This window comes from Elioraea rosea, from assembly GCF_007644105.1.
GTDB classification, from domain to species: domain Bacteria; phylum Pseudomonadota; class Alphaproteobacteria; order Acetobacterales; family Acetobacteraceae; genus Elioraea_A; species Elioraea_A rosea.
The window spans coordinates 91,791-113,156 of the sequence record NZ_VFAC01000005.1; the positions used below are offsets into that span (position 1 = coordinate 91,791).

Sequence of the window (21,366 nt, forward strand, 5' to 3'; positions counted from 1 at the left end):
TGCGGGCGCGGCGTTCAGCCGGCCGTGATGCGCGCTGCCTCCTCGGCCGCGAGCGCCGGCGGCAACGCGCGGTCGGCGCAGGCTGCGAGCAGGATCGCCGCGGTGACGGATGCGGCCGTCTTGAGCTGATGCGGATGAACCTTGTCGCGCGTGTCGGCGCGCGTCAGCAGGAGCGACAGCGGGGTGGCCGGCCGCTCGAAACCGGCGCAGAGGCGGAACGCCGGAATGCCCGCGCGGAGGTAGTTCGCGTGGTCGGAGTTGCCCATGTAGCGCGGCGCGATGCCGAGGCCGAGGCCTGCAGGCGCAAGCGCCGCATGCAGGAACCCGGCGAGGCCAGGCACGCCGGAGGTGAGCGCGGTCAGCGCATCGTCGCCGGCCACGCTGTCGAGGTTGACGTTGAGCCTACGCCGGCGACGCTCGGCCTCCGGCATGGCGGCGAGATGCTCGGCAGAGCCCCACAGCGCCCATTCCTCGACCGTGAACAGCGCGACCTCGAGCCCATGCGCGAGCGTCGGCACGATTTCGGCGACAGCGCGGGCGGCAGCGAGCACGCAGGCAACCCCGGAGGCGTTGTCGATGGCGCTCTCCGCGAGATCATGCCCGTCATAGTGCGCCGACAGAACGATCAGCCCATCGCCGCGCCCGGCAATCGTGGCGAAGAGGTTCGTCGCCGTCTCGTCACGGAACGTGCCGCGGACGTGGAGTGTTACCCTCGCGCCATCGAGCGCGGAGATCCTCGCCGCCGCCTCGTGGCTGATGCCTGCGCACGGGATATGGCCGGACGACCCGTCGCCGGAGGACCCGGTGACAGGCCCAGTGCCCGGGACGTGGTTGGCGATCAGGAAGCCCGCCGCACCTGCGGCGCGCGCGGCATCGTACTTCTTCCGCCGATGCACGTGGTCCCGCCCGATCATGAACTCATGGCGGACGAGCACGATGGCGCCGCAGACCGCCTCGCCGGCGCGGGCGATGTCCTCAGGCGTTCCGCGCCCGCAATCGACGAGCCGCGCGCTGAGCCCTCCCTCCTCGGTTGCGGGCGAGCGCACGAGGGCCTGGGCTTCGAGCGTTGCACCTTCGGGCAGCACGACCTCCGCCGGCCCCCGCGACCAACCGCGATAGCTCACCGTCTCGCGCCGTACCGGCGCGATGGCGGCAAGGCGATCGGCCAGCAGGTCGCGCGCCTTCGCCTCGCTTGCGGTTCCGGAGAAGCGGCCGCCGCAGTCGCAGATCGCGTGGAAGTCCTCCACGATCGTCGGATCCGCCCAGATGCGGCCGAGAACCGTCGCGAGCGCCTCGTTCATGTCATGCCCCTGCCGTTCCTGACGGACGCAGCATGGCACCGGAAGCACGACAGAGGGAGAGACCAATGACCGACCCGAAGACGCACGAAGCGGCGCTTGCGCCGCTCCTGCCCGAGATCCTCGCGATGACCGAGCGCGTCGTCTCGATCGACAGCGGCACCTACGACGCTGCCGGCGTCAATGCCGTGATCGACGTGTGGGCTGGCATGCTGAGCGGCATGGGCTTCACGGTGGAGCGCACGCCGCTTCCCGGCCGCGGCGACCAGATGACGGCGACGCTTTCGCTCGGCAACGGACCGCGGCTTCTCGTGCTGGGCCACGCCGACACGGTCTGGCCTGCCGGCACGGTGGCGCAATGGCCGTTCAAGCGGGACGGCGACCGGATCACAGGCCCCGGCGTCGGCGACATGAAGACGAACGTCGTGATGGCGCTGCACACGATCCGCCATCTGCTCGGTGCCGGGCTGAAGGGCCTCGGCTCGATCACCGTGCTGATCGTGCCGGACGAGGAGATCGGCTCGCCGCAGAGCCGCGGCTGGATCGAAAGTCACGCGCGCGAAGCCGATCTCTGCCTCACCCTCGAGCCCTGCCGGCCGAATGGCGGCGTCGTCGTCGGCCGCGGCGCGGTGGGCGCGCTCTACGTCACGGCCACTGGGGTGACAGCGCATTGCGGCTCGTACCGCGAGATGGGCGCCTCGGCCGTCTCGGCGCTTGCGGCGCTGGTCGCCGAGTTCGAGGCCTTGACCGATGCGTCACGCGGGCTTGCCGCGACCGTCGGCATCTTCCGCGGCGGGGCGGCCCGCCAGGTGGTTCCGGGAGAGGCGGAAATCCATCTCGACCTGCGCGCGCCCGACAAGGCCGGTGCGGACGAGCTTCTCGCGAAGGCCCGCGCAATCGCCGAGCGCAAGCCGCAGGACGGGCGCGTCTCCGTCACCGTCACCGGCGGCTTCGGGCGCCCTCCCTTCCCGACGACGCCTGGCACGCGCTTGCTCTATTCCTGGGCCGAGGAGGCGTGCAAGGCGCTCGGTCAGCCGATCCACGAGGTGGTGGCGCGCGGCGGCTCGGATGGCAGCTTCGCGGCAGGGCTGGGCGTGCCGACGCTCGATGGGCTTGGCGCGGTCGCGCATGACACGTGCAGCCGGCGCGAGACGGTGGAGGTATCCTCCATCATCCCGCGCTCGGCCGTCATCGCGCACCTGATCGCGAGCGCAGCGGCCGGGCGCAAGCTGGCCTGAGGCCGCCGGCGCGCCGTTACGCGAAAGGCAGGGAGAGCGGCGCGATCTGGTCGCCGCTCCGCCCGGCGTAGTCGTGCTGACCACTGTCGCGCAGCATCTTTGCCTGGCTCTCGGCAAGGATGCCTGCCGCTTCGCTGACATCGAGCATCGTCGGGCTGCCGTCGGCCAGCACATGCCGGCCGGCGACGAAGACATGCTTCACCGCACGGTCAGCCGCGTGGAACACGAGGCTGCGCAGAGGGTCGCGCGGCGGAACCATCTGCGGATGCGCGAGGTCGACGAGCACGACATCCGCCGCGGACCCGACTGCGAGGCGCCCCATGTCCGACCGCCCGAGCGCATCGGCGCCGCCCACCGTCGCTGCGTGGAACACCGCAGCCGTGTCGGCTGCGGTGATGTCGCGCGAGGCGTTGCGCGCGAGGATGATGGCAAGCCGCATCTCCTCGATGATGTTATGGGGCGCGACATCCGTCCCCATCGCCATGCGGACGCCGCGCGAGCGGTACTTGCCGAAATGCCTGAGGTGCTCGCCGTAGCGCGCGAATGGAGACGGGCAGTGCGCGACAGCGACGCCATGCTCGGCCATCAGCGCAAGGTCCTGCGTCGTGTGCCAGCCGATCGAGGGATGCTCGTCGATGAAGATGGCGTGGCCGAGGATGGCGGTGGGGCCGAGAATGCCGATCGAGGCGGCCCACTGGATCGGGGTCATGCCGTGGCGGCGCACCATCTCCCGCACCTCCACCACCGCCTGGGAGATGTGCGTGGTGAAGGGTCGGCCCTTCTCCTTGGCGAGTGCGGCCGAGTCGCGCAGCAGCCCTTCCTCGACCGTGTCGATCTGCGCCGGAAACACGATTCCGCGCAGCAGGCCCGAAGGGTCTGCCTCGGCCTCGTCCATCACCGACTGGGCGCGCTGGAACCCGCTGCGGCCGCGCGCCTCGTCCCAGTTCCAGGTGACGCTCTGCGGCGCCGTCATGCCCCACCGCGCGCTCGCATAGCCAGGCCCCACCCACACGCGGAGTCCGCTCTCGCGCATCACGTCCATCCAGCCATCGAACGGCGCGGTGAGATCGACCACCGCCGTGACGCCCGCGCCCATGAGCTCCGCGTAGGCGAGTCGCATCGCCGCCTCGTTGCCTGCACGGTCGAGCCGGAACGCCTGGAGCCGTTCGAACAGGCCCGACATCTGCTGTTCAGGCACGCCGTGGTCCTCGCGCACGCCGCGATAGGCGGGCTCGGATGTCGGGTGCGTGTGCACGTTGACGAGACCGGGCATCACGAGCATGCGCCGCGCGTCGATCACCGTCGCGCCATCGGGCGGCGGCGCATCGGTCGCCGGAGAGATCGAGGCAACCTTCCCGCCAGAGAGAAGCACATCGACGTCACGCGCATAGACATGCCGCTTCGCGGCGGCATTCCACAGCACGGCCCAGGACGCGCCGCGAAGCAGTGTGGGGCTCGTGGCGATCATCTCTCTCGTCTCCCGTGTTTGCGAAGCGACGCGATGATGCGACACTGACGACACGGGATCAATCCGGCAACAGGACGGACGCCGCGGCGATGGACCTTCTGATCACCGACACGCTGGTGGTGACCTGCGACGACGAGAGGCGGATCCTCGAGCGTGCTGCGGTGGCGATATCCGGAGACAGGATCGTAGCGATAGGCGATACGGAAACGCTCCGGCGCAATTGGCCGCGCCACGAGGCCCTCAACGGACGCGGCCTTGCGGTTCTCCCGGGCTTCATCAATGCCCACACCCACACCATCCTCACCTCCCTTCGCGGAACCGTGGAGGACTGGGACGGCAACGCCGTCTACAGCTACATGTCGCCCATCTCCTATACGATGGACGATGGCGAGCGCGCGGTGATGGCCGAGCTCGGCTGCCTCGAGGCCATCCGCTCCGGCTGCACGACGCTCGTCGATCCGTTCCGGCATGTTCCAGCCTACGCGCGCCGCATGGCAGCGCCGGGGCTGCGCCTCTGGCTCTCGGAGAACTGCGCCGACATCGACACGCGCAGGATCCGCTTCGGCGAGTATGCCGTGGACGAGGCGTTCGGCCGCACGTTCCTCGATCGCACCGTCGCCGGCATCGAGGCCTTCCATGGCACGGAGAACGGCCGCCTCCGCTGCCAGATCGCTGCACACGCGACCGACAATTGCAGCCCGGCGATGCTTCGGTCGCTGCTCGACCTCGCCTCGAAGCACAACCTCACCCGCACCATCCACCTGGCGCAGGGAGCCGACGAGGTCGCCGCCGTACGCGCGATGCATGGCTGCACGCCGGCGGAGTACCTTCATCGCGAGGGGTTCCTCGGCCCCGATCTCGTCGGTGCGCACTGGACGTTCTGCACTCGCTCCGACATCGAGCTTCTCGCGCGCACCCGCACGCAGATGGTGCATTGCCCGGCGAACTCCTCGCGTCGCGGCCCTCATCCCGTCCTGATCGGCCTGATCCGCGATGCCGGCATCACGATCTCCCTCGGCACGGACAACATGACCGAGGACATGTTCCAGGCGATGAAGATCGGGCAGATCGTCCATCGCGGCGGGCGGGGTCGCGAAAAGGAGCTCGGCGTCACGCCGCAGCCGCAGGACACGCTCGACATGATCACGCGCAATGCCGCTGGCTCCGTCGGCGCCGCAGAGGAGATCGGCCAGGTCCGCCCGGGCATGAAGGCCGACCTGACGCTGATCGACCTCAACCAGCCCGTGATGCGCCCGTTGATCCGGCCCGTTGCGAACCTGGTCCATTACGGCCACCCGGGGATCGTCCACTCCGTCCTGGTCGACGGCCAGTTCGTCATGCGCGACCGCCGGGTGCTGACGATCGACGAGCCAGCGCTCCTTGCCGAGGCGCAGGTGGTGACGCGGCGCGTGTGGGAGCGGATGATCGCGGCCAACCCCGACATCCCGCCGCCGCCCGGAGGCTTGCGCTGGTTCGATGCCTGAGCCCGACCGCCCGACACCGCTCGACGCCGCGCCGCGACTCGCCGCCGCTCTCGGCCTCGCGCGGCTCTGGATCAAGCGGGAGGACCTCGCCGGCCTCGGCTTTGGCGGCAACAAGATCCGCCAGATACGCCTCATTCTCGCCGAGGCGAAGGCCGCCGGCGCCGACACGGTGATCACCACGGCGGCGAGCCAGTCGAATTTCTGCCGTGCGCTCGCCGGCTGCGCGGCGCGCGAAGGGCTTGCCTGCCATCTGCTTCTCCGCCGCGCCGGCGGAATGGAGATGCAGGGCAACCTGCTGCTCGACCACATCTTCGGTACGCATATATCGTGGACCGACGTGACAGACCCGTGGGACCCGGCGATCGAGGGCGAGCTTGAGGCCATCGCCGCAGCGGTTCGCGCCCGAGGAGGCACGCCGCATCTCGTTCGCCTACCTGGGAGAACCGCTGCGCTCGCTGCCTCCGCCTGGGCGCATGGCGCGGCGGAGCTTGCGGCAGACCTCGCGGCGGTGGATGCACGACCCGATGCGGTCGTCGTCGCCTGCGGGTCCGCGCTGACCGCCTGCGGCCTCGCGCTCGGCCTCACGCGGGCAGGGCTCTCGAGCCGCGTGGTCGGCGTCTCGGTGCAGCAGCCGCTCGCGCGCCTGCGCCCCTGGTGCGATGACGTGATCGCCCGCACCGCGGCGCTGCTCGGCTGGCTGCCCCGCGATGCGGCGGAGCGCCTCGTTCTGACGGAGGACCAGATCGCGCCTGGCTATGGCCGCGCGAGCGAGGCCTCGCGCGAGGCGGTGCTGCTCGCGGGTCGCACCGAGGGGCTCGTGCTTGACCCCGTGTACACGGGCAAGGCGCTCGCCGGCCTCGCGGCAACGGTCGGCAAGCTGGTCCCCAGCGGCGGCTCGGCCGTGCTGCTCCATTCCGGCGGTGCGCCGGGTCTGTTCCTCCATGCCTCGGAGATGGTGCCACGATGAGCGCGACGCTCGACCTCGATCTCGGCAGGCCCGGGCTGTGCCACGGCGCACTGCGTGTGGCGCATTCCGATGACCGCTCGGCCTATGGCGAGATCGTCATTCCCGTCGCCGCGGTCGTCGGCGGTGCGGGCCCGGCTGTCCTGCTCTCGGCCGGCATCCATGGCGACGAGGCAGAGGGCCCGCTCGCGCTGATCCGGCTGATCCACGCGCTCGACCCGGCCGTGGTGGCGGGAACCGTCATCATCTCTCCGGTGATGCACCATCCTGCGGTGAAGGCGAGCCGGCGCACGAGTCCGCTCGATGGCGGCAACCTCGCCCGCTGCTTCCCCGGCGACCCGCGCGGCTCGCTCACACAGCGCATTGCCGCGGCCATCTCGTCGCTGCTGCTTCCGCACGTCGAAGCCGTGCTCGACCTCCACGGCGGAGGCAGGACGCTCGAATACATCCCCTGCGCGTGGGGCAGGCTGAACCCCGAGCCGGCACTTGCTCGCCGGAGCCTCGAGGCGCTGAAGGCGCTGGGGCAGGAGCGAACCGTCGTCGTCGGGGCGACGGCCCATGGCGGAACGTTGACCTCGGAGTCGATCGCGCAGGGCAAGGTGATCGCCGGAACCGAGATCGGCGGTGCAGGTGGCGTCACGCCGGACACCGTTGCCCACGCAGAACGCGCTGCGCGCCGTTTCCTCGCGCATCTCGGTGTCCTGCCGCCCGAACCGCCGCTGCCGACGCGGCTGATGACGCTGAAGCCACCCCATTTCGTGCGCGCCCCAGGCCGCGGCCTGTTCGACCCAGCCGTCACCCTCGGCGACACGGTGCGGGCAGGCGACCCCGCCGGCACGCTCTACGACGCCGATCGGCCCTGGCGCACGCCGGAGGTGCTTCGCTTCGCGGCCGACGGACTCGTGGTCGCGCGCGGCGTGCCGGCGATGGTCGAACCCGGAGATGTCGTCGTGCACCTCGCCGAGGATACGGACGAAGCGGCGCTGCTTCCCTGATCAGCCCTTGAGCGCGCCGGCCATCAACCCCGCGACGATGCGCCTCTGCAGGACGAGCACGAGTGCAACCAGCGGCAGGGTGACGATGACGGAAGCGGCCATGATGCGCCCCCACGGAAGCTCGAACCGGCTCGCGCCGCTGATCAGCGCGATGGCAACGGGTACGGTGCGCTGCTCGTCTGTCAGCGTGAAGGTCAAGGCGAAGAGGAACTCGTTCCAGGCGATCATGAAGGCAAGCACGCCCGTGGTCGCGAGCGCGGGCATCAGGAGCGGGAGGTAGACGCGGGTGAGCACGACGAAGGGTGTCGCCCCGTCGAGCATCGCGGCCTCCTCGAGCTCGCGCGGCATGGCGCGGAGGAACCCGGTCATCACCCAGACGGTGAACGGAAGCGTCAGGATCATCGTCGCCAGGACCAGTCCGGCGAGCGTGTTGTAGAGGCCGAGCGTACGGATGAGCTCGAACAGGCCGGAGAGCACGGCAACCTGCGGGAACATCGAGACCGAAAGGATGCCTGCGAGCAGGAACCCGCGGCCGCGGAACCGCACACGGCCGAGCGCGTAGGCGGCAGGCAGGGCCAGGATGAGCGAGAGGGCGACGACCGCACCCGAAACGATCACCGAGTTGAGGATGTTGCGCGCGAAGGGTGCTTCGCGAAACACGGCGGCGTAGTTGTCGAAGGTCACCGAGCTCGGCAGGAGTGGCCCGCCGAGCTGATCGCCAGGCTTGATGGACGAGAGAATGGCCCAAGCGAAGGGGAACACCGTGTAGAGAACGAGCGCTGCGACGAGGAGGCCGAAGAGGGCGCGGCCGAGCGCGGCACGTGACCGTCGGCGCATCACCCCGCCTCCTCGTCACCGGCGAGGCTCACGCGTCCGAGCGTCAGAAGCGCGGCGGCGAGGACGGCGATCGTCAGGAAGAGCAGGGTCGAGGCAGCAGAGCCCATGCCGACATCCTGGAAGTCGACGAGCTGCTCGCGCGCGTAGACCGACATCGACGCGGTGGCGCGGCCGCTTCCGGCCAGAACGTAGATGAGGTCGAACACACGCAGGGCGTCGAGGCTTCGGAACAGGATCGCGACGAGAAGCGCAGGCCAGATCAGCGGCAGGGTTATGCGCCAGAACGCGCCGACCGGGCCGAGGCCATCGACCTCGGCCGCCTCGTAGAGCTCGCCGGGGAGCATCTGAAGCGCGGCGAGAACGAGAAGCGCCATGAAGGGCGTGGCCTTCCAGACATCGACTGCGATGATGGCGCCCAGGACGAGGCCCGGTTCGGCCGTCCAGGCGATCGGCGCACCGATGATGCCGAGCGAAAGAAGCCCCGCATTGATGACGCCAAGCTGGTCATGCAGCATCCAAGCCCAGAGCTGAGCGGAGACGACGGTGGGGATCGCCCAGGGGATGAGCATCGCTGCGCGCATCAGCCCGCGCCCACGCATCCGCACGTTCAGCACCAGCGCGATGACGATGCCGAGCACCGTCTCGATCGCGACGGAGGCGACCGTGAACACCACGGTGTTCGACACGGCGCGCCACCAGTCGGGGTCGGTCACGAGGAAGGCGTAGTTCTCGAAGCCGACGAATGAGGCAGGCTCGAGATCGTCGAGCCGTGCGTCGGTGAAGGAGAACCAGATCGTCCGCGCGAGCGGCCAGAGCGCGACCAGCGCGAGCGCTCCCAGCAATGGTGCGAGGAAGACTGCCGCGGCCCGCCTGCGTTCGCGCGCGACGGCGCTGCCGGCTACCACCTGCCGCCGCGCGAAAGCCGCTGCAGCCTTCGGTCCAATCGCGCAAGTGCGGCTTCGGCGTCCGCCCGGCCCGAGAGAACCTCGTGCACCGCATTCCAGAACTCCGCCGAGACCTGGTTGTAGCGCCCGCCCGTTTGCGCAGAAGGCCGCGCGACGGCTTCAGCCAGCGTGGCGGAGAAGTCGGCCAGGAAAGGGTTCGCGGCCAGCACCTCAGCATCCGCATAGAGGCTCATGATGGTCGGGGCGAGCCCAGCGGCGATGGCACGGCGTTTCTGTTCTGACACCGAAGCGAGATACCGAACGAGGCTTACCGCCGCCTCGCCATTCTGCGAATAGGCGGAAACGGCGAGCTGCTCGCCGCCCAGAACGGCGCCGCGCGGCAATGGGGCAACGCCGACGCGCCCGCGCACGGGACTGTCCTCGCCATTCACGAGCGGCCACGCATAGGGCCAGTTTCGCATGAACACGGCGTCGCCCGACTGGAACACCCCCCGCGCCTCCTCCTCGGCGTAGGTGAGCACGCCTGGTGGCGCGATCGTGCCGACCCAGGATGCCGCGGCGGCGAGCGCATCCGCCGCGCGCGGATTGTTCACGGTAACCGCCCCGTCATGGTCGATGATCGTGCCGCCGCCACGGGCCGAGACCCACTCCAGAGCGTTGACGGTCAGCCCCTCATAGGCGCGGCCCTGGAAAACGAGGCCCCAGAGTCGCTCCGCTCCATCGCGACGCTCGGCCTCCATCACCACGCGTGCGGTCTCGGCGAGCTCGTCCCAATCCTGCGGCACGGTGCGGCCATGCTTCGCAAGCAGGTCACGCCGATAGTAGAGCACGCCGGCATTGGTGAACCACGGCAGCGCGACGAGCCTGCCGTCCACCGTGTTGTTGGCGATCGCGGCATCGAGATGCGCGGCCCGCTCCTCTTCCGGGATGTCGCCGGCGAGGTCGCGCAAGTGCCGCGCAAGCAGGCCAGGCCAGACCACGTCGATCTGGAACACGTCGATGTCGGCGGAGCGGGCGGCGAGAAGCTGCTGGAACAGGGCAAGCCGCTCCGTCGCGCCGCTCGGCGTCGAGACGAAGGTGACGCGATTGCCCGTCTCCTTCGCCCAGGCTTCGGCACCCTCGCGGCAAAGCTGCGCCTCTATGCCGACGGAGCCGCAGGCAAGTGTGACGGCCGTCTGCGCCACGGCAGGCGCGGCGACGAACATGGCGACGAGCAGAGCGGCGGCTCTCGGCAGCATGCGGATCCTCCCTCCGCATGCATTACCCTGGGGCGGCGCAGCACGTTGCCCGTTCTCACAGGATCGTGAACCGCCTCACGTCAGTCGGTTCGGGTCCGATCCATTCGCGCGCCAGCGTGCGAAGGCGTCTCGCACCGCCTCGGTGGGCGGATAAAGGCCACGCACCGGCTCGCCCGCCTCGACGCGCAGGCGAACATAGGCCTCGATCGCCTCGCGCGATGCGACCTCCTCCAGCGCCTTCTCCCAGGAGGATGCGGGGCACACCACCACTCCGTCCTCATCGCCCACGAGCATGTCACCCGGGAACACCGTCACTCCGCCGATCGCGACGGGCACTCCGTGGTCGACGAGCATCAGCCCGGCGGTGGACGAGGCAGGGGCAGGGCCACGGCAGAACACGGGCATGCCGAGCGCGCGCAGCGCCACCACATCGCGCATGCCGCCATCGCACACCACCGCCGCAGCGCCCCGACGATGCAGCCGGGTGGCCAGCATCTCACCGAGGATGCCGGCATCCTCGCGCCCGGCGGCATCGATCACCACCACGTCGCCGGGGCCCGCCTGCTCCCACGCGTCGAAGAAGGGCGCGGCCTCGTTGTAGGGGGAGAGCGCGGCCGCGCGATCCTCGCGCAGGGGCAGGTAGCGTACCGTCACCGCACGACCGGCGAAGCAGCACGCGGCGGGGTGAAGCGGCGCGAGGCCACGCGGCGAGATCGCTCGCAGGCCCTCGGCGCGTAGCAGCACGGAGGAGAGCGCGGCGGTCGGCGGCGTCATTTCGGCAGAAGCGGCGTGACGCGGGAAACGACGTTCGCCATCGCCGCCTCCGGCGTCTTCATGCCAAGCACGGCGGCTTCCGCCTCCTCCTTGAAGATGTCGCCCGCGCGGGCGGCCTCGTCGAAAGCCGGGAGCGGCACGCGCGCGACCGTCAGAACCCGGCGCTCCTCATCGGCATAGGGAACGTTGTCGCGGAACTTCGCATCCTGGTAGGTGGAGGCGCGCACCGGACCGTTGCCGTTCAGAGCGGCCGCAAGTGTCGCCTGCTTGGAGACCATTGCCTTGATGAAGCTCCAGGACAGCTCCTTTCGCCTGGCGTTGCGTGGAATGGCCATGCCCCAGAACTCGACTTTGGCGGGCGCGACGTCGAACTTCGACTTCAGGGTCTCGCTGATCGGCACAGCGATGGTCTTCACCTGGCCGGGGAACTTGCTCCGCTGCGGGTCATTATAGATGCGGTTGCGGCCCATCGAGTTGAGCGCCATCGCCGCACGGCCCTGCTGCACCCAGGTGTTCACGTCCTCCGACTGGATGGTCGCGAAGTTGCGCGGGAACGCGCCGGCCTGGAACAGCTCGCGGATGGTACGGATCGCGTTCAGCATCGGCGGCTGGTCGGCAACACAGCGAAAATCGGGCGTGATGAAGTCGCCGTCCCAGGCGCGCGCGAGATCGATCACGTTCGGGTAGGTCACGCCCGGCATCACGAGGCCGACGACCGGGGTGCCGTCGCTCCGCCGGTAGCTGCATCGCTTCGCGACCTCGACGACCTCCTCGATCGTCTCGGGCGGCTTGGCGATGCCGCGCTCCTCGAGGAGGGCGGCGTTGTAGTGCAGGCCCGAGCTCGCATGGCGGAACGGCATGGCAGCGAGCGAGCCACCGACGCGGAAGCCATCGAGGAGACCCTTGAACACGTCCTCTGGCGCCTCGATCGGGTCACGCGCCATCCAGGGGTCGAGCGGTTCGAAGAGCGCCGCGACGCGCGGCACGACCTGCGGGTTCAGCACGAAGCCCACATCCACGGTCGTTTCCGACAGGGAGGCCTCGCGGAAAAGCCGTTCCGAGAGCGGCCCGGTATCGAAGGTCGTCCACTGCACCGCGGGGTTCCCGTCCCGCGTCCAGCCATCTGCGATGTTGCCGCCCTGCGCGCCGGTCGCCACGGTCTGGTGAACCCGATGGGCGAACACGTTCAGCGGCGCACCGCCCTGCGCGAAGGCCGAGGCCGCTGGCATCGCGGCTGCGGCGCCGAGAAGCGTGCGGCGTGTGATCCCGGTCATGGCGTCTTCCTCCGTCGTGTCGTTCTGGCTTTCGGTCCCTGCCCGGCGAAGATCGCGGCGATGGCTGCCTCCGCCGTCTCGAAATGCGCCGCCATCGCCCGCTCGGCCGCGTCAGGGTTATGGGCGGCGATGGCGGAGACGACGCGGGTGTGGCGCTTCAGCGTCGCCTGCCAGTCGGTCGCGTCGCGCGGCGTGCGGCCGTTCAGCAGCACCATCACCTCATGCGTCAGCGGCCTGAGGCTTGCGACCTGAAGCCGCACCAGCCTGTTGCCGGAGAGTGCGGCGAGATGGTCATGGAAGTCGAGATCGGCATCGATCCAGGCCGGCACGTCGCCGCAGGCCGCGGCGAGGCGATCGGCGATCCTGCGCAGCGCCGCGATACCCGCCTCATCGGCCCGCATGGCGGCCAGCCGCGCGACCTGCGGTTCGATGATGCGGCGAAGCTCCACAGCCTCCGCCAGGCCCTCGCGGGAGCGGCCAACGGCGAAGCGCAGGATGCGGGCAAGCGGCGCGGCATCAGGCGCGCGAACCCGCGTCGCTCGACCCTGCCCGATCTCGACGACGCCGACGGCGGCGAGCTGGTGAAGCGCCTCGCGCACCACCTGCTTCGATACGCCGAACCGCTCCGCGAGGCGCGCCTCCGAAGGCAGCGCCTCGCCGGGGCCCAGCCTTCCCTCGAGCACGGCCTCGGAAAGCTGCGCGACGATGCCGTCGGCAAGCTTCACAGGTGCCAACGCGACGGCGCCGATCGGATCGTGGACCGCGTCCATTCCGGCAGGCTAGCCCCGTAACGACCTGCCTAGCAACTCCCCAACTGTTCGGATAGGTTTGGTCGCATGACCGAGCTCACCATCGCCGCGATCCGCGCCCATCCACTCCGCGCCACGCTCGCGACCGTGCAGCGGACGAGCCAGGGAGACTGGCCAGCGCTGGAGGTCGTGGCTGTCGAGGTCGAGACCGAATGCGGTCTCACCGGCATTGGCGAGTGCCTCGCGCGCCGCGGTGCAGCCGGCTATGCGCGCTTCATCGAGGCCGCGCTCGCACCGAAACTCATCGGCCGCTCGGCGCATGACAGGCGGGCGTTGTGGTCGGCGATGCGCGGCACGCTCACGGGCCGCACGGGCGGGATGCTGATCGAGGCGATCGCCGGCATAGACATCGCGCTGTGGGATCTCGCGGGCCAGGCGGCGAAGCAGCCGATCTGGCGCCTGCTCGGCGGCGCAGGGCGGCGAAGCGTCGTCGCCTATGCCTCCTCGTTGAACTGGGGAGACAATGCGCGAGCGGAACAGGAGCTCGCCTCGGCGCTCGCGCGCGGATTCCGACAGGTGAAGGTGAAGATCGGCAAGCCTGCCGATGCGGCAATCCGCCGCGTGCGGATGCTGCGCAGGCTCGCGGGCGACAAGGTGATGCTCGCCGTCGATGCGAACTGGATCTATGACGCAGACGAGGCGCTCGCCGTCGGCAAGGCGCTCGCTGATGAGGGCTATGGCTGGTTCGAGGAGCCGATCCATCCGGACGATCACGCGGGCTACAGGCACCTTCGCCGCCACCTGCCCGTGCGGCTCGCGGCAGGGGAGAGCGACTTCACGGCAGCCGATAGCGCCGATCTCGTGGAGGATCGCACGCTTGGTCTGATCCAGCCCGATGTCGCGCGCTCGGGCGGCATCACCGAGACCTGGCGCATCGCCGAGCACGCGGCGCTGCACCACGTCGCCTATGCCCCGCATGTCGGCTGGTCTGGCGGGATCTGCTCGGCTGCCTCGGTGCATCTTGCCGCCGCGGCGGACAGCTTCCTCACCTTCGAGTGCATGGTATTCGACAACCCGCTTCGCCAGGCGCTGACGGTTCCCGTGCTCGGCGATGTCGGACGCCTCGAGGCGGACGGAACGCTTGCGGTGCCCGATACGCCCGGCCTCGGCGTAACGCTCGACCGCGAGGCCCTGGCGCGGCACCTGATCCGCGACTGACGATGCGCGAGGGTATCCTCACGCGGCTTGGCATGATCGCGCCCGCGCAGGGGCTGATCGCGGCCGTCATCGCCGGGCCTGCGCTCTATCTCGTCTGGCTTTCCTTCCAGGCCTCTTCCTACGGCTCGGCGCCGAGCTTCGTCGGCTTCTCGAACTATGCGCGCGTCCTGGGCGATGCGTATTTCTGGCGCGCGCTCGGCAACACGGCGATCGTCGTGCTCGTCGTCGTCCATCTCGAGCTTCTGCTCGGGCTCCTGATGGCGCTTCTCTTCGCCTCCGGAATCCCCTTCCGCCGCGTCATGCTCGCGATCGTCATCGCGCCCTATGCGGTGAGCGAGGTGGCGGCGGTGGTGATGTGGCGCTTCATGACCGACCCCGATGTCGGCCATGTCTCGGCGCTGCTGCGCGCGGTCGGGCTGCCGATGCTCGAGTGGTCGGTGGTGCCGGCGCACGGGCTCGTGCTCGTCTCGCTTCTATCGGTGTGGCTGCACCTGCCCTTCACCTTCCTGATCCTCTACGCCGCACGGCTCGCGCTGCCCGGGGAGATCTACGAGGCGGCGCGGATCGACGGGGCGAGCCCGTTCCAGGCGTTCCAGCGCATCACCCTGCCGCTTCTCATCCCGGCTATCCTGATCGCGGCGCTGTTCCGGCTGATCTTCGCCTTCCGCCTGTTCAGCGAGGTTTGGCTGCTGACGCAGGGAGGCCCAGCGCGGTCGACCGAGGTGGTCGCCGTCTATCTCTATCTCGAGGCGTTCCGCTACAACGCGTTCGGCGGCGCGGCTGCGACGGGCTGGCTGATGGTGATCGGCTCGCTCCTTCTCGCAGCCCCCTATCTCATCCGTCTCCGCAAGGCGGCGCGCGATGCGGCGTAGCCCCCTCGTCACCCTCGGCAAGCTCGCCGCGCTCGCGCTCATCGCCGTGTGGTCGCTCGCGCCGATCGTGCTGATCGTCACCTCCTCGCTGAAGCCGGAGAACCAGATCTTCGCCGTTCCGCCGACGCTCGCCTTCTCGCCCACGCTGAAGCACTACGCGGCACTGCTCGAGCGCTGGCCGGACTTCTTCACTGCACTCGGCAACAGTCTGATCGTGACGGCGGGGGCTACGGTGATCGCGCTCGCCGCCTCCATTCCCGCAGGCTACGCCTATTCGCGCTTCCAGCAGGGCTGGGTGCAGGGCTCGGCCTTCTGGCTGATCGTCGTGCGCCTGATCCCGCCCATCGTCGTCACCCTGCCGCTGTTCCCGCTCGTCAACGCGCTCGGGCTCGCCGACACGCATCTTCTGCTCGCGATCCTCTACGCGACGTTCTTCGTCTCGCTCGGCGCCGTCGTGATGCGTGCCTTCTTCGACCAGGTTCCGCGCGAGCTCGACGAGGCGGCGGCCGTCGATGGCGCGGGACGGTGGATGACCCTGATCCGCATCGTCGCCCCGCTCGGCGCGCAGGGGGCGCTTGCGGTCGCGGTGTTCGTGATCGTCTTCGCCTGGAACGACTTCCTGTTCGCCTTCATCTTCGCCGCGACGCGGGCGAAGACGGCGCCGCTCGTTCTCTCCGAGATGATCGGCAATTTTGACGGCGTCGATTGGGGCGTTCTGTTCGCTGCCGCCACCGTGCAGCTCGCCCCCGTGCTCGCCTTCGTCATCCTCGCGCAGAAGCACCTCGTCGCCGGGCTCAGTGCGGGCGCAACGAAGGGCTAGCGTCAGGGCGGCGGCGTGCCGAGAAGCACTGGCCCCTCATGCCGCACGGCAAGCCGCGTCAGCGGCGCGGGAAGGCCGCCAAGGTCGCGCGCGGCGGCACGCTGCGCCCATCCGGTCTCGTCCACCACCGCCGTCGCCTCCTGGTCGACTGCGGTGATCACGACGTCGCCGAACAGCAGGCGCTCGGAACGGGCCTTCAGCAGGAACGTGCCGGCATAGAGGAGGGGCACGCCCGCAGGCACCGCGAGCCGCCAGCGCGGCACGGTCCTGTACCGCGCGCCGTAGGTGAACGCGTCTGTGCGGCGCGCACCCTGGATGGCGAGGTAGTAGTAGCCGGGTGCAAGGAGGAACACGATCAGCCCCTCGCCCTGCGCCGCCTCGCCCGGACTGCGCGCCGGCCACCGTCCCGGTTCGGGCAGCCCGCCGCTGTCGAAGTCGCCGAGCGCGAGGCCGAGGCTGTCGTCGCTCAATCCCGCCGAGAAGGGCGCGACCTGCTCGCCCGCCTCGTTCGTCACCACGAAGCGGAGCATGACCGCGGCCGTCTCGCCGCGCCGGATGGAGGCAAGCATGCTCTCGTCCAGCGGCCCGACGACCATGCAGCCTGCGAGCATCGGCAGGGCGGCGAGAACGAGACGCCTAGGAACAGGGCTTGCCATCCGCCCAGCCTCTCAGGAAGTCGCCGAACACGCTCGTCATCGGCCGGGTGCACCGTTCCGCACGCGTCACCGTTCCGGTGTCATCGAGCTGGATCAGCAGGAGATAGTGCGTCGGCACGTCGGCGATGCCGCCAGCGGCCCGGTATCCACCCGCGACGAGCCAGAGAAGCTTCAGGTGCACGCGGTCCCACGCATAGACGAGGATGCGCCGCTCCTCCCAGAGCGCACCTGGCTCGCCCAGGCGCTCGACAACCGCGGCGCGCGACCGGCCGAGAAGCGCCGGCACCTCGTTTGCCGGCAGCAGCACCTCGCGCCCCTCCGTCACCTCGCCCTCACCCATCGGCAGGGGAATGACGACGCAGCCGGCGAGCAGCAGCGCAGCGGCTGCAGGCCAAAGCGAGCCGGACCAGAGCGAGCCAGGCCAATGGCAGGCGTCCTTGCGGCGAGGGGTGGCGAACACCATCCAGGCCGAGCCTAGGCGAGCGCCCTTTTGACGTCATGATCCAGATCAAGACGGCCGCGCGCGTCGCCGTCGCATGCCCCCTCACGATAGATGATACTGCCGGCACGCTGGCCGCGCGGCGCGGCCCACGACAGCGAACCGACGCCATGCACACCGACACGCCTTCGGCGATCATCGACCGTATCGGCCAGCACGGCGCCCTTCGTGCGCGCTTCGCTGCCCGGGTCCATCCCGGGCCTGCGGACCTGCGGATGCTGCGGCTGCTCGCAGGCATCTTCCGCACCGAAGCACGCTGGCGCGCGGTCGCGCTCACCGCCGCGATCATCGTCGCCACCGTTGCACTCATCGTCCTGATGGTGCGGTTCGCCATCTGGAATGGCGACTTCTTCGATGCGATCGAGCAGAAATCCTGGCCAGGCCTCGTGCGCCAGGCGTGGATGTTCGCAGCCATCCTCGCCGGCGGGATGATCACCCATGCCGCTGCGCTGCAGGCACGGCGCATGCTGCAGATTACGCTGCGCCGCCACCTCACCCTGGCGCTGATCGACACCTGGATGGCCGATGGCCACCACGCAAGGCTGCGTGACGTCGCGCCCGGGCTTGCCAACGAGGATGGTCGCATCGCCGAGGATGCCCGCGTGGTGTGCGAGCTGATGGTCGATTTCCTTGCCTCGCTCCTCTACGCGCTTCTGCAGTTCGTCGTGTTCGTCGGCATGCTGTGGCTGAGCTCCGGCCCGCTGAGGCTCAGCGCGGGTGGCATCGCGGTGACCGTGCCGGGCCACATGGTCTGGGTGGCACTGTTCTATGCCTCGCTCGGCGCGGCCATCACCATCCGGGTCGGCCACCCCCTCGTACGCGCGACCGACAGGCGCCAGACAGCCGAGGCCGCCTTCCGCGAAGGACTCGTCCACGCTGTCTCGCGCTCGGCCACCATCGCGCTCGGCCGGGCCGAGCCAGGAGAGAGGCGGCGCCTCGCAGGGCGTTTCGCTGCCGTGTCATCCACCTGGGCGGAGCAGACGATCTCCTTCCGGCGGATGACCTTCTTCACAGCAGGCTTCGGCTTCCTCACGGCCGCGCTGCCGATGCTCCTGCTCGCGCCACGGCATTTTGCCGGCGACATGAGCCTCGGCACGCTGATGCAGGTCACCGTCGCCTTCGGGCAGGTGACGGCGGCGCTGTTCTGGATGTCCGACAACTACCCGTTCATCGCGCAATGGGAAGCCTCCGCGGCGCGCGTGCTCGCTCTCCACGAGGCGGCATCGGACATCGGCGAGGAGCAGGAGACGGATCGGCCAGGCGAGATCGAGCGCGTCGCCAAGAACGGGCCGGGGCTTTCCTTCCTCGACCTCAGCCTCGTCTCCGCTTCGGGCGAAGTGCTTGTGCGGCGGTTCAACGCCTCCGTCGCACCGGGGGAACGACTGCTCGTCGAGGCGACGCCGCCGGCAGCGGCCGCGCTGTTCCGTGCCGTCGCCGGGCTCTCGGCCTGGGGAAGCGGCACGATCGAGCTGCCGGAGGGCGCCGTGCCGTTCTTCCTCGGCGAGCGGCCCTATCTTCCCGAGGCGACGCTCGCAGAGATCCTCGCCGACCCGCGCGCGCCAGGAGAGGTCTCCCGCGCGCAGATGACGGCTGCGATGGTCGAGGCGGGCCTCGCGGCGCTGATCCCCTCTCTCTCCGTCGCCGCCGCCTGGGAACAGGAGCTGAGCGTCGAGGACCAGCAGCGCCTCGGCATCGCGCGCGCCATCCTGCACCGGCCGGCATGGCTTTTCATGCATGACGCGATGAGCGCGCTCGATGCGGAGCAGGAGGACCGCCTGATGGGCGTTCTCGTCGCCTCGCTGCAGGGCTCTGCGATCGTGACCATCGCGCACCGTGCGGCGCTCGACCGGTTCCACCAGCGTCGCATCGCGCTCACCCGCGCGGGGTGAGGGGCCGGGCCTCAGCCGCCCCCATCCTTGGCCAGGGCGAGCGCACGGGCATAGACCTCCCGGCGCGGCCGGCCCGTCTCGGCGGCGACGGCGGCGGCGGCGTCCTTCACCGTCGCGCCAGCCTCGAGCGCGCGGCCGAGACGGGCGTCCACCTCGTCGTCGGCGGCCGTCTCCGCGCCGGCGCCTGGCCCAACGACGATCGTCACCTCGCCGCGCGGCGCCTCCGCGGCGAAGCGGGCGGCGAGCTCCGGCAACGTGCCGCGGGCGACAGTCTCGAACAGCTTGGTCAACTCCCGCGCGAGCGCGGCAGGCCGGGGGCCGAGCACCTTGGCAAGGTCGGCAAGCGTCGCCGCGGCGCGCTGCGGCGCCTCGAAGAGCACGAGCGTGGCGACCAGTCCGGCCGCTTCCGCCTCCCGGATGGCGGCGAGCCGCGCCCGCCTCGGCCCTGGCTTCGGCGGCAGGAAACCGAGGAAGAGGAACGGGTGCGGCGGCAGGCCGGAAAGCGCCAGCGCCGTCAGCGCGGCCGAGGGTCCCGGCACGGCGGTGACGCGCAGGCCCGCGCCGGCCGCAGCCGCCACGAGGCGGTAGCCGGGGTCGGAGACAAGCGGCATGCCGGCATCGGAGGCGAGCGCGACGCGCTTTCCGGCCGCGAGCCAGGCAACCACGCGCGGTGTCATCGCGCTTTCATTGTGTTCGTGGTAGGCCACGAGGGGTCGGGAGATGCCGTTGCGGGCGAGCAGCCGCGCCGTGACCCTGGTATCTTCGCACAGGACCGCATCGGCCGCCGCGAGAACGGCCAGCCCGCGCGGCGGCATGTCGCCAAGATTGCCGATCGGTGTGGCGACCAGGGTGAGCGTTCCGGGGGGGCCGGCAGCATCGTCTCCGCCCGGACCTGAAGAACGAAGGGGGAGATCCGGTGTTTCGTCGTGCATGCCTCGTCCCGCTCTCTCTGGCGAGCCTAGCCCTTGCCGCCTGTGCCGGGCCACAGCCGCAGGCAACGCGCCCTTCGGGGCAGGCCCCGATGGCCGCCCCGCAGATGATGCAGCGCCCGGCCTTGGGGCCGGACGGGATGGTCCGCGCCGGGCTGCTTCTACCGCTTTCGGGGCCGCAGGCCGCCGTCGGACGCGCGATGCTTGATGCGGCCACGCTCGCGGTGTTCCAGAACAACGCACCGCTCGTGCTCCTGCCGAAGGATACGGGCGGCACGCCCGCCGGCGCGGCCGCGGCCGCGCAGGCCGCCCTGGCAGAGGGCGCCTCGATCATCCTCGGCCCTCTCTTCTCGGGCGAGACCGAGGCGGTCGGGCCCATCGCTCGGGCGGCGGGCGTGAACGTCCTTGCCTTCACGACCGATGCAGCGGTCGCGCGCGACAACGTGTTCGTGCTCGGACAGCTTCCCGGCCCGGCGGTGCGGCGCGTCGTCGCCGCCGCGCGCGCGGGCGGGGCCGAGCGGTTCGCCGCGATCGTGCCCGACACGGCTTATGGCCGCGTGGTGCTCGAGGCCTTCCGCCGGGCGGTGGCCGATGCCGGAGGCCAGGTGGTAAAGGCGGAGATCTACTCCGGCAACCCGAACCCGGCCGTGCAGCAGCTCGCCGACTATGCGCGACGCCGCGGGCCGATCGATGCGCAGATCCGCGCGGCCCGCGCGCAGGGCACGGCTGAGGGCCGCCGCCGCGCGGCAGAGCTTGCGCGCGAGGCACGCGTGCCGCCGCCCGATTTCGACGCGCTGATCCTCGCCGATGGCGGGGAGCGGCTGCGCGCCGTCGCCTCGCTGCTCCCCTACTACGACGTGGACAATCCGCCGGTGAAGTTCCTCGGCACACCGCTCATGGCCGCAATGTCCGATGCCGGGCGCGAGCCGGCGCTGGTGGGAACGATCTACGCCGCGCCGGACGAGTCCCGCCGCGCGGCGTTCGATGCGCGCTACAGCGAGGCGTTCGGCCCGGTTCCGCCGATCGTTGCCGGCGTCGCCTACGATGCCGCGGCGATCGCCGCCGTGCTCGCAGCCGGAGGTGACCTGTCGAGCGCCGCGCTGACCGACCCGAACGGCTTCGCCGGCGTTCTCGGCATCATCCGGCTTCTGCCCGACGGCACAAACCAGCGCGGCCTGTCACTGATGGAGGTCACGCGCGGCGGCGCGAACGTCGTGGAACCCGCGCCGGACCGGTTCGACGCCGCGTCGTTCTGAGGC

At 70.3% G+C, this 21,366-nt stretch carries 20 protein-coding genes; 9 read left to right on the forward strand and 11 right to left on the reverse strand.

The genetic code is table 11. The annotated features are described in order from the left end of the window. Positions 1-14: 14 nt before the first annotated feature. Complete coding sequence (locus tag FIF60_RS05660) at positions 15-1,301, reverse strand: M28 family peptidase (protein WP_144184726.1); 1,287 nt, start codon at positions 1,299-1,301, stop codon at positions 15-17. Between the two features lie 65 nt (positions 1,302-1,366). Here FIF60_RS05660 and FIF60_RS05665 point away from each other — a divergent pair, with 65 nt between their 5' ends. Beyond that, entirely contained in the window at positions 1,367-2,536 is a 1,170-nt protein-coding gene (locus FIF60_RS05665) for a M20/M25/M40 family metallo-hydrolase (protein WP_158639080.1), read from the forward strand. Between the two features lie 16 nt (positions 2,537-2,552). Here FIF60_RS05665 and FIF60_RS05670 read toward each other — a convergent pair whose 3' ends face one another. Next, complete coding sequence (locus FIF60_RS05670) at positions 2,553-4,004, reverse strand: amidohydrolase family protein (protein WP_144184730.1); 1,452 nt, start codon at positions 4,002-4,004, stop codon at positions 2,553-2,555. 89 nt (positions 4,005-4,093) lie between these two features. Between FIF60_RS05670 and FIF60_RS05675 the strand changes: the two genes are divergently transcribed. The 3 genes from FIF60_RS05675 to FIF60_RS05685 are packed head-to-tail and all read left to right on the forward strand — an operon-like array spanning position 4,094 to position 7,447. Continuing rightward, complete coding sequence (locus FIF60_RS05675) at positions 4,094-5,488, forward strand: amidohydrolase family protein (protein WP_144184732.1); 1,395 nt, start codon at positions 4,094-4,096, stop codon at positions 5,486-5,488. After that, positions 5,481-6,455, forward strand: a complete 975-nt coding sequence (locus tag FIF60_RS05680) for a pyridoxal-phosphate dependent enzyme (protein WP_144184734.1) — start codon at positions 5,481-5,483, stop codon at positions 6,453-6,455. Before FIF60_RS05675 ends, FIF60_RS05680 begins: the two co-directional genes overlap by 8 nt. After that, the gene (locus FIF60_RS05685) at positions 6,452-7,447 is read left to right on the forward strand and encodes a succinylglutamate desuccinylase/aspartoacylase family protein (protein ID WP_144184736.1); all 996 of its coding nucleotides are present in this window, start codon (positions 6,452-6,454) and stop codon (positions 7,445-7,447) included. The genes FIF60_RS05680 and FIF60_RS05685 overlap by 4 nt, the downstream gene beginning before the upstream one ends. Here the strand turns inward: FIF60_RS05685 and FIF60_RS05690 are convergent, their stop codons facing one another. From FIF60_RS05690 to FIF60_RS05715, 6 genes are all read right to left on the reverse strand, one after another. Continuing rightward, positions 7,448-8,284: a carbohydrate ABC transporter permease gene (locus FIF60_RS05690; protein ID WP_144184738.1), complete on the reverse strand. Its 837-nt coding sequence runs from the start codon at positions 8,282-8,284 to the stop codon at positions 7,448-7,450. Then, complete coding sequence (locus tag FIF60_RS05695) at positions 8,284-9,189, reverse strand: carbohydrate ABC transporter permease (protein WP_144184740.1); 906 nt, start codon at positions 9,187-9,189, stop codon at positions 8,284-8,286. Before FIF60_RS05695 ends, FIF60_RS05690 begins: the two co-directional genes overlap by 1 nt. Next, on the reverse strand, positions 9,183-10,427 hold the full coding sequence (locus FIF60_RS05700; protein WP_144184741.1) for an ABC transporter substrate-binding protein: 1,245 nt from the start codon (positions 10,425-10,427) through the stop codon (positions 9,183-9,185). The genes FIF60_RS05695 and FIF60_RS05700 overlap by 7 nt, the downstream gene beginning before the upstream one ends. A 75-nt stretch (positions 10,428-10,502) precedes the next feature. Then, positions 10,503-11,201, reverse strand: a complete 699-nt coding sequence (locus tag FIF60_RS05705; RefSeq protein ID WP_144184743.1) for an RraA family protein — start codon at positions 11,199-11,201, stop codon at positions 10,503-10,505. Then, positions 11,198-12,475: an ABC transporter substrate-binding protein gene (locus FIF60_RS05710; protein WP_144184745.1), complete on the reverse strand. Its 1,278-nt coding sequence runs from the start codon at positions 12,473-12,475 to the stop codon at positions 11,198-11,200. The genes FIF60_RS05705 and FIF60_RS05710 overlap by 4 nt, the downstream gene beginning before the upstream one ends. Continuing rightward, entirely contained in the window at positions 12,472-13,245 is a 774-nt protein-coding gene (locus FIF60_RS05715; RefSeq protein WP_144184747.1) for a FadR/GntR family transcriptional regulator, read from the reverse strand. The genes FIF60_RS05710 and FIF60_RS05715 overlap by 4 nt, the downstream gene beginning before the upstream one ends. A gap of 66 nt (positions 13,246-13,311) precedes the next feature. Between FIF60_RS05715 and FIF60_RS05720 the strand changes: the two genes are divergently transcribed. From FIF60_RS05720 to FIF60_RS05730, 3 genes are read left to right on the forward strand one after another with little or no spacing between them, the layout of a single operon-like run. Then, positions 13,312-14,442 (forward strand): mandelate racemase/muconate lactonizing enzyme family protein, encoded by a 1,131-nt coding sequence (locus FIF60_RS05720; protein WP_144184749.1) that lies wholly within the window; start codon positions 13,312-13,314, stop codon positions 14,440-14,442. A gap of 2 nt (positions 14,443-14,444) precedes the next feature. Then, positions 14,445-15,314 (forward strand): carbohydrate ABC transporter permease, encoded by an 870-nt coding sequence (locus tag FIF60_RS05725; protein WP_144184751.1) that lies wholly within the window; start codon positions 14,445-14,447, stop codon positions 15,312-15,314. Next, positions 15,304-16,134, forward strand: a complete 831-nt coding sequence (locus FIF60_RS05730; RefSeq protein ID WP_144184753.1) for a carbohydrate ABC transporter permease — start codon at positions 15,304-15,306, stop codon at positions 16,132-16,134. The genes FIF60_RS05725 and FIF60_RS05730 overlap by 11 nt, the downstream gene beginning before the upstream one ends. Before the next feature lie 2 nt (positions 16,135-16,136). On the opposite strand, the gene FIF60_RS05735 is transcribed toward FIF60_RS05730, so the two are convergent. Together FIF60_RS05735 and FIF60_RS05740 are read right to left on the reverse strand one after the other, a co-directional pair. Further along, on the reverse strand, positions 16,137-16,790 hold the full coding sequence (locus tag FIF60_RS05735) for a hypothetical protein (protein WP_144184755.1): 654 nt from the start codon (positions 16,788-16,790) through the stop codon (positions 16,137-16,139). Next, the gene (locus FIF60_RS05740) at positions 16,771-17,253 is read right to left on the reverse strand and encodes a hypothetical protein (protein WP_144184756.1); all 483 of its coding nucleotides are present in this window, start codon (positions 17,251-17,253) and stop codon (positions 16,771-16,773) included. Before FIF60_RS05740 ends, FIF60_RS05735 begins: the two co-directional genes overlap by 20 nt. A 146-nt stretch (positions 17,254-17,399) precedes the next feature. Here FIF60_RS05740 and FIF60_RS05745 point away from each other — a divergent pair, with 146 nt between their 5' ends. After that, a complete protein-coding gene (locus FIF60_RS05745) occupies positions 17,400-19,178 on the forward strand; it encodes an ABC transporter ATP-binding protein/permease (RefSeq protein ID WP_158639081.1) in 1,779 nt (592 codons plus the stop codon). An 11-nt stretch (positions 19,179-19,189) separates the two neighbouring features. Here FIF60_RS05745 and rsmI read toward each other — a convergent pair whose 3' ends face one another. Beyond that, complete coding sequence (gene rsmI, locus FIF60_RS05750) at positions 19,190-20,110, reverse strand: 16S rRNA (cytidine(1402)-2'-O)-methyltransferase (RefSeq protein ID WP_144184760.1); 921 nt, start codon at positions 20,108-20,110, stop codon at positions 19,190-19,192. An 89-nt stretch (positions 20,111-20,199) separates the two neighbouring features. Here rsmI and FIF60_RS05755 point away from each other — a divergent pair, with 89 nt between their 5' ends. Then, positions 20,200-21,363 carry a penicillin-binding protein activator gene (locus FIF60_RS05755; RefSeq protein WP_144184762.1) on the forward strand — a complete coding sequence of 388 codons (1,164 nt, stop codon included), beginning with the start codon at positions 20,200-20,202 and terminating at the stop codon, positions 21,361-21,363. Positions 21,364-21,366: the final 3 nt, after the last annotated feature.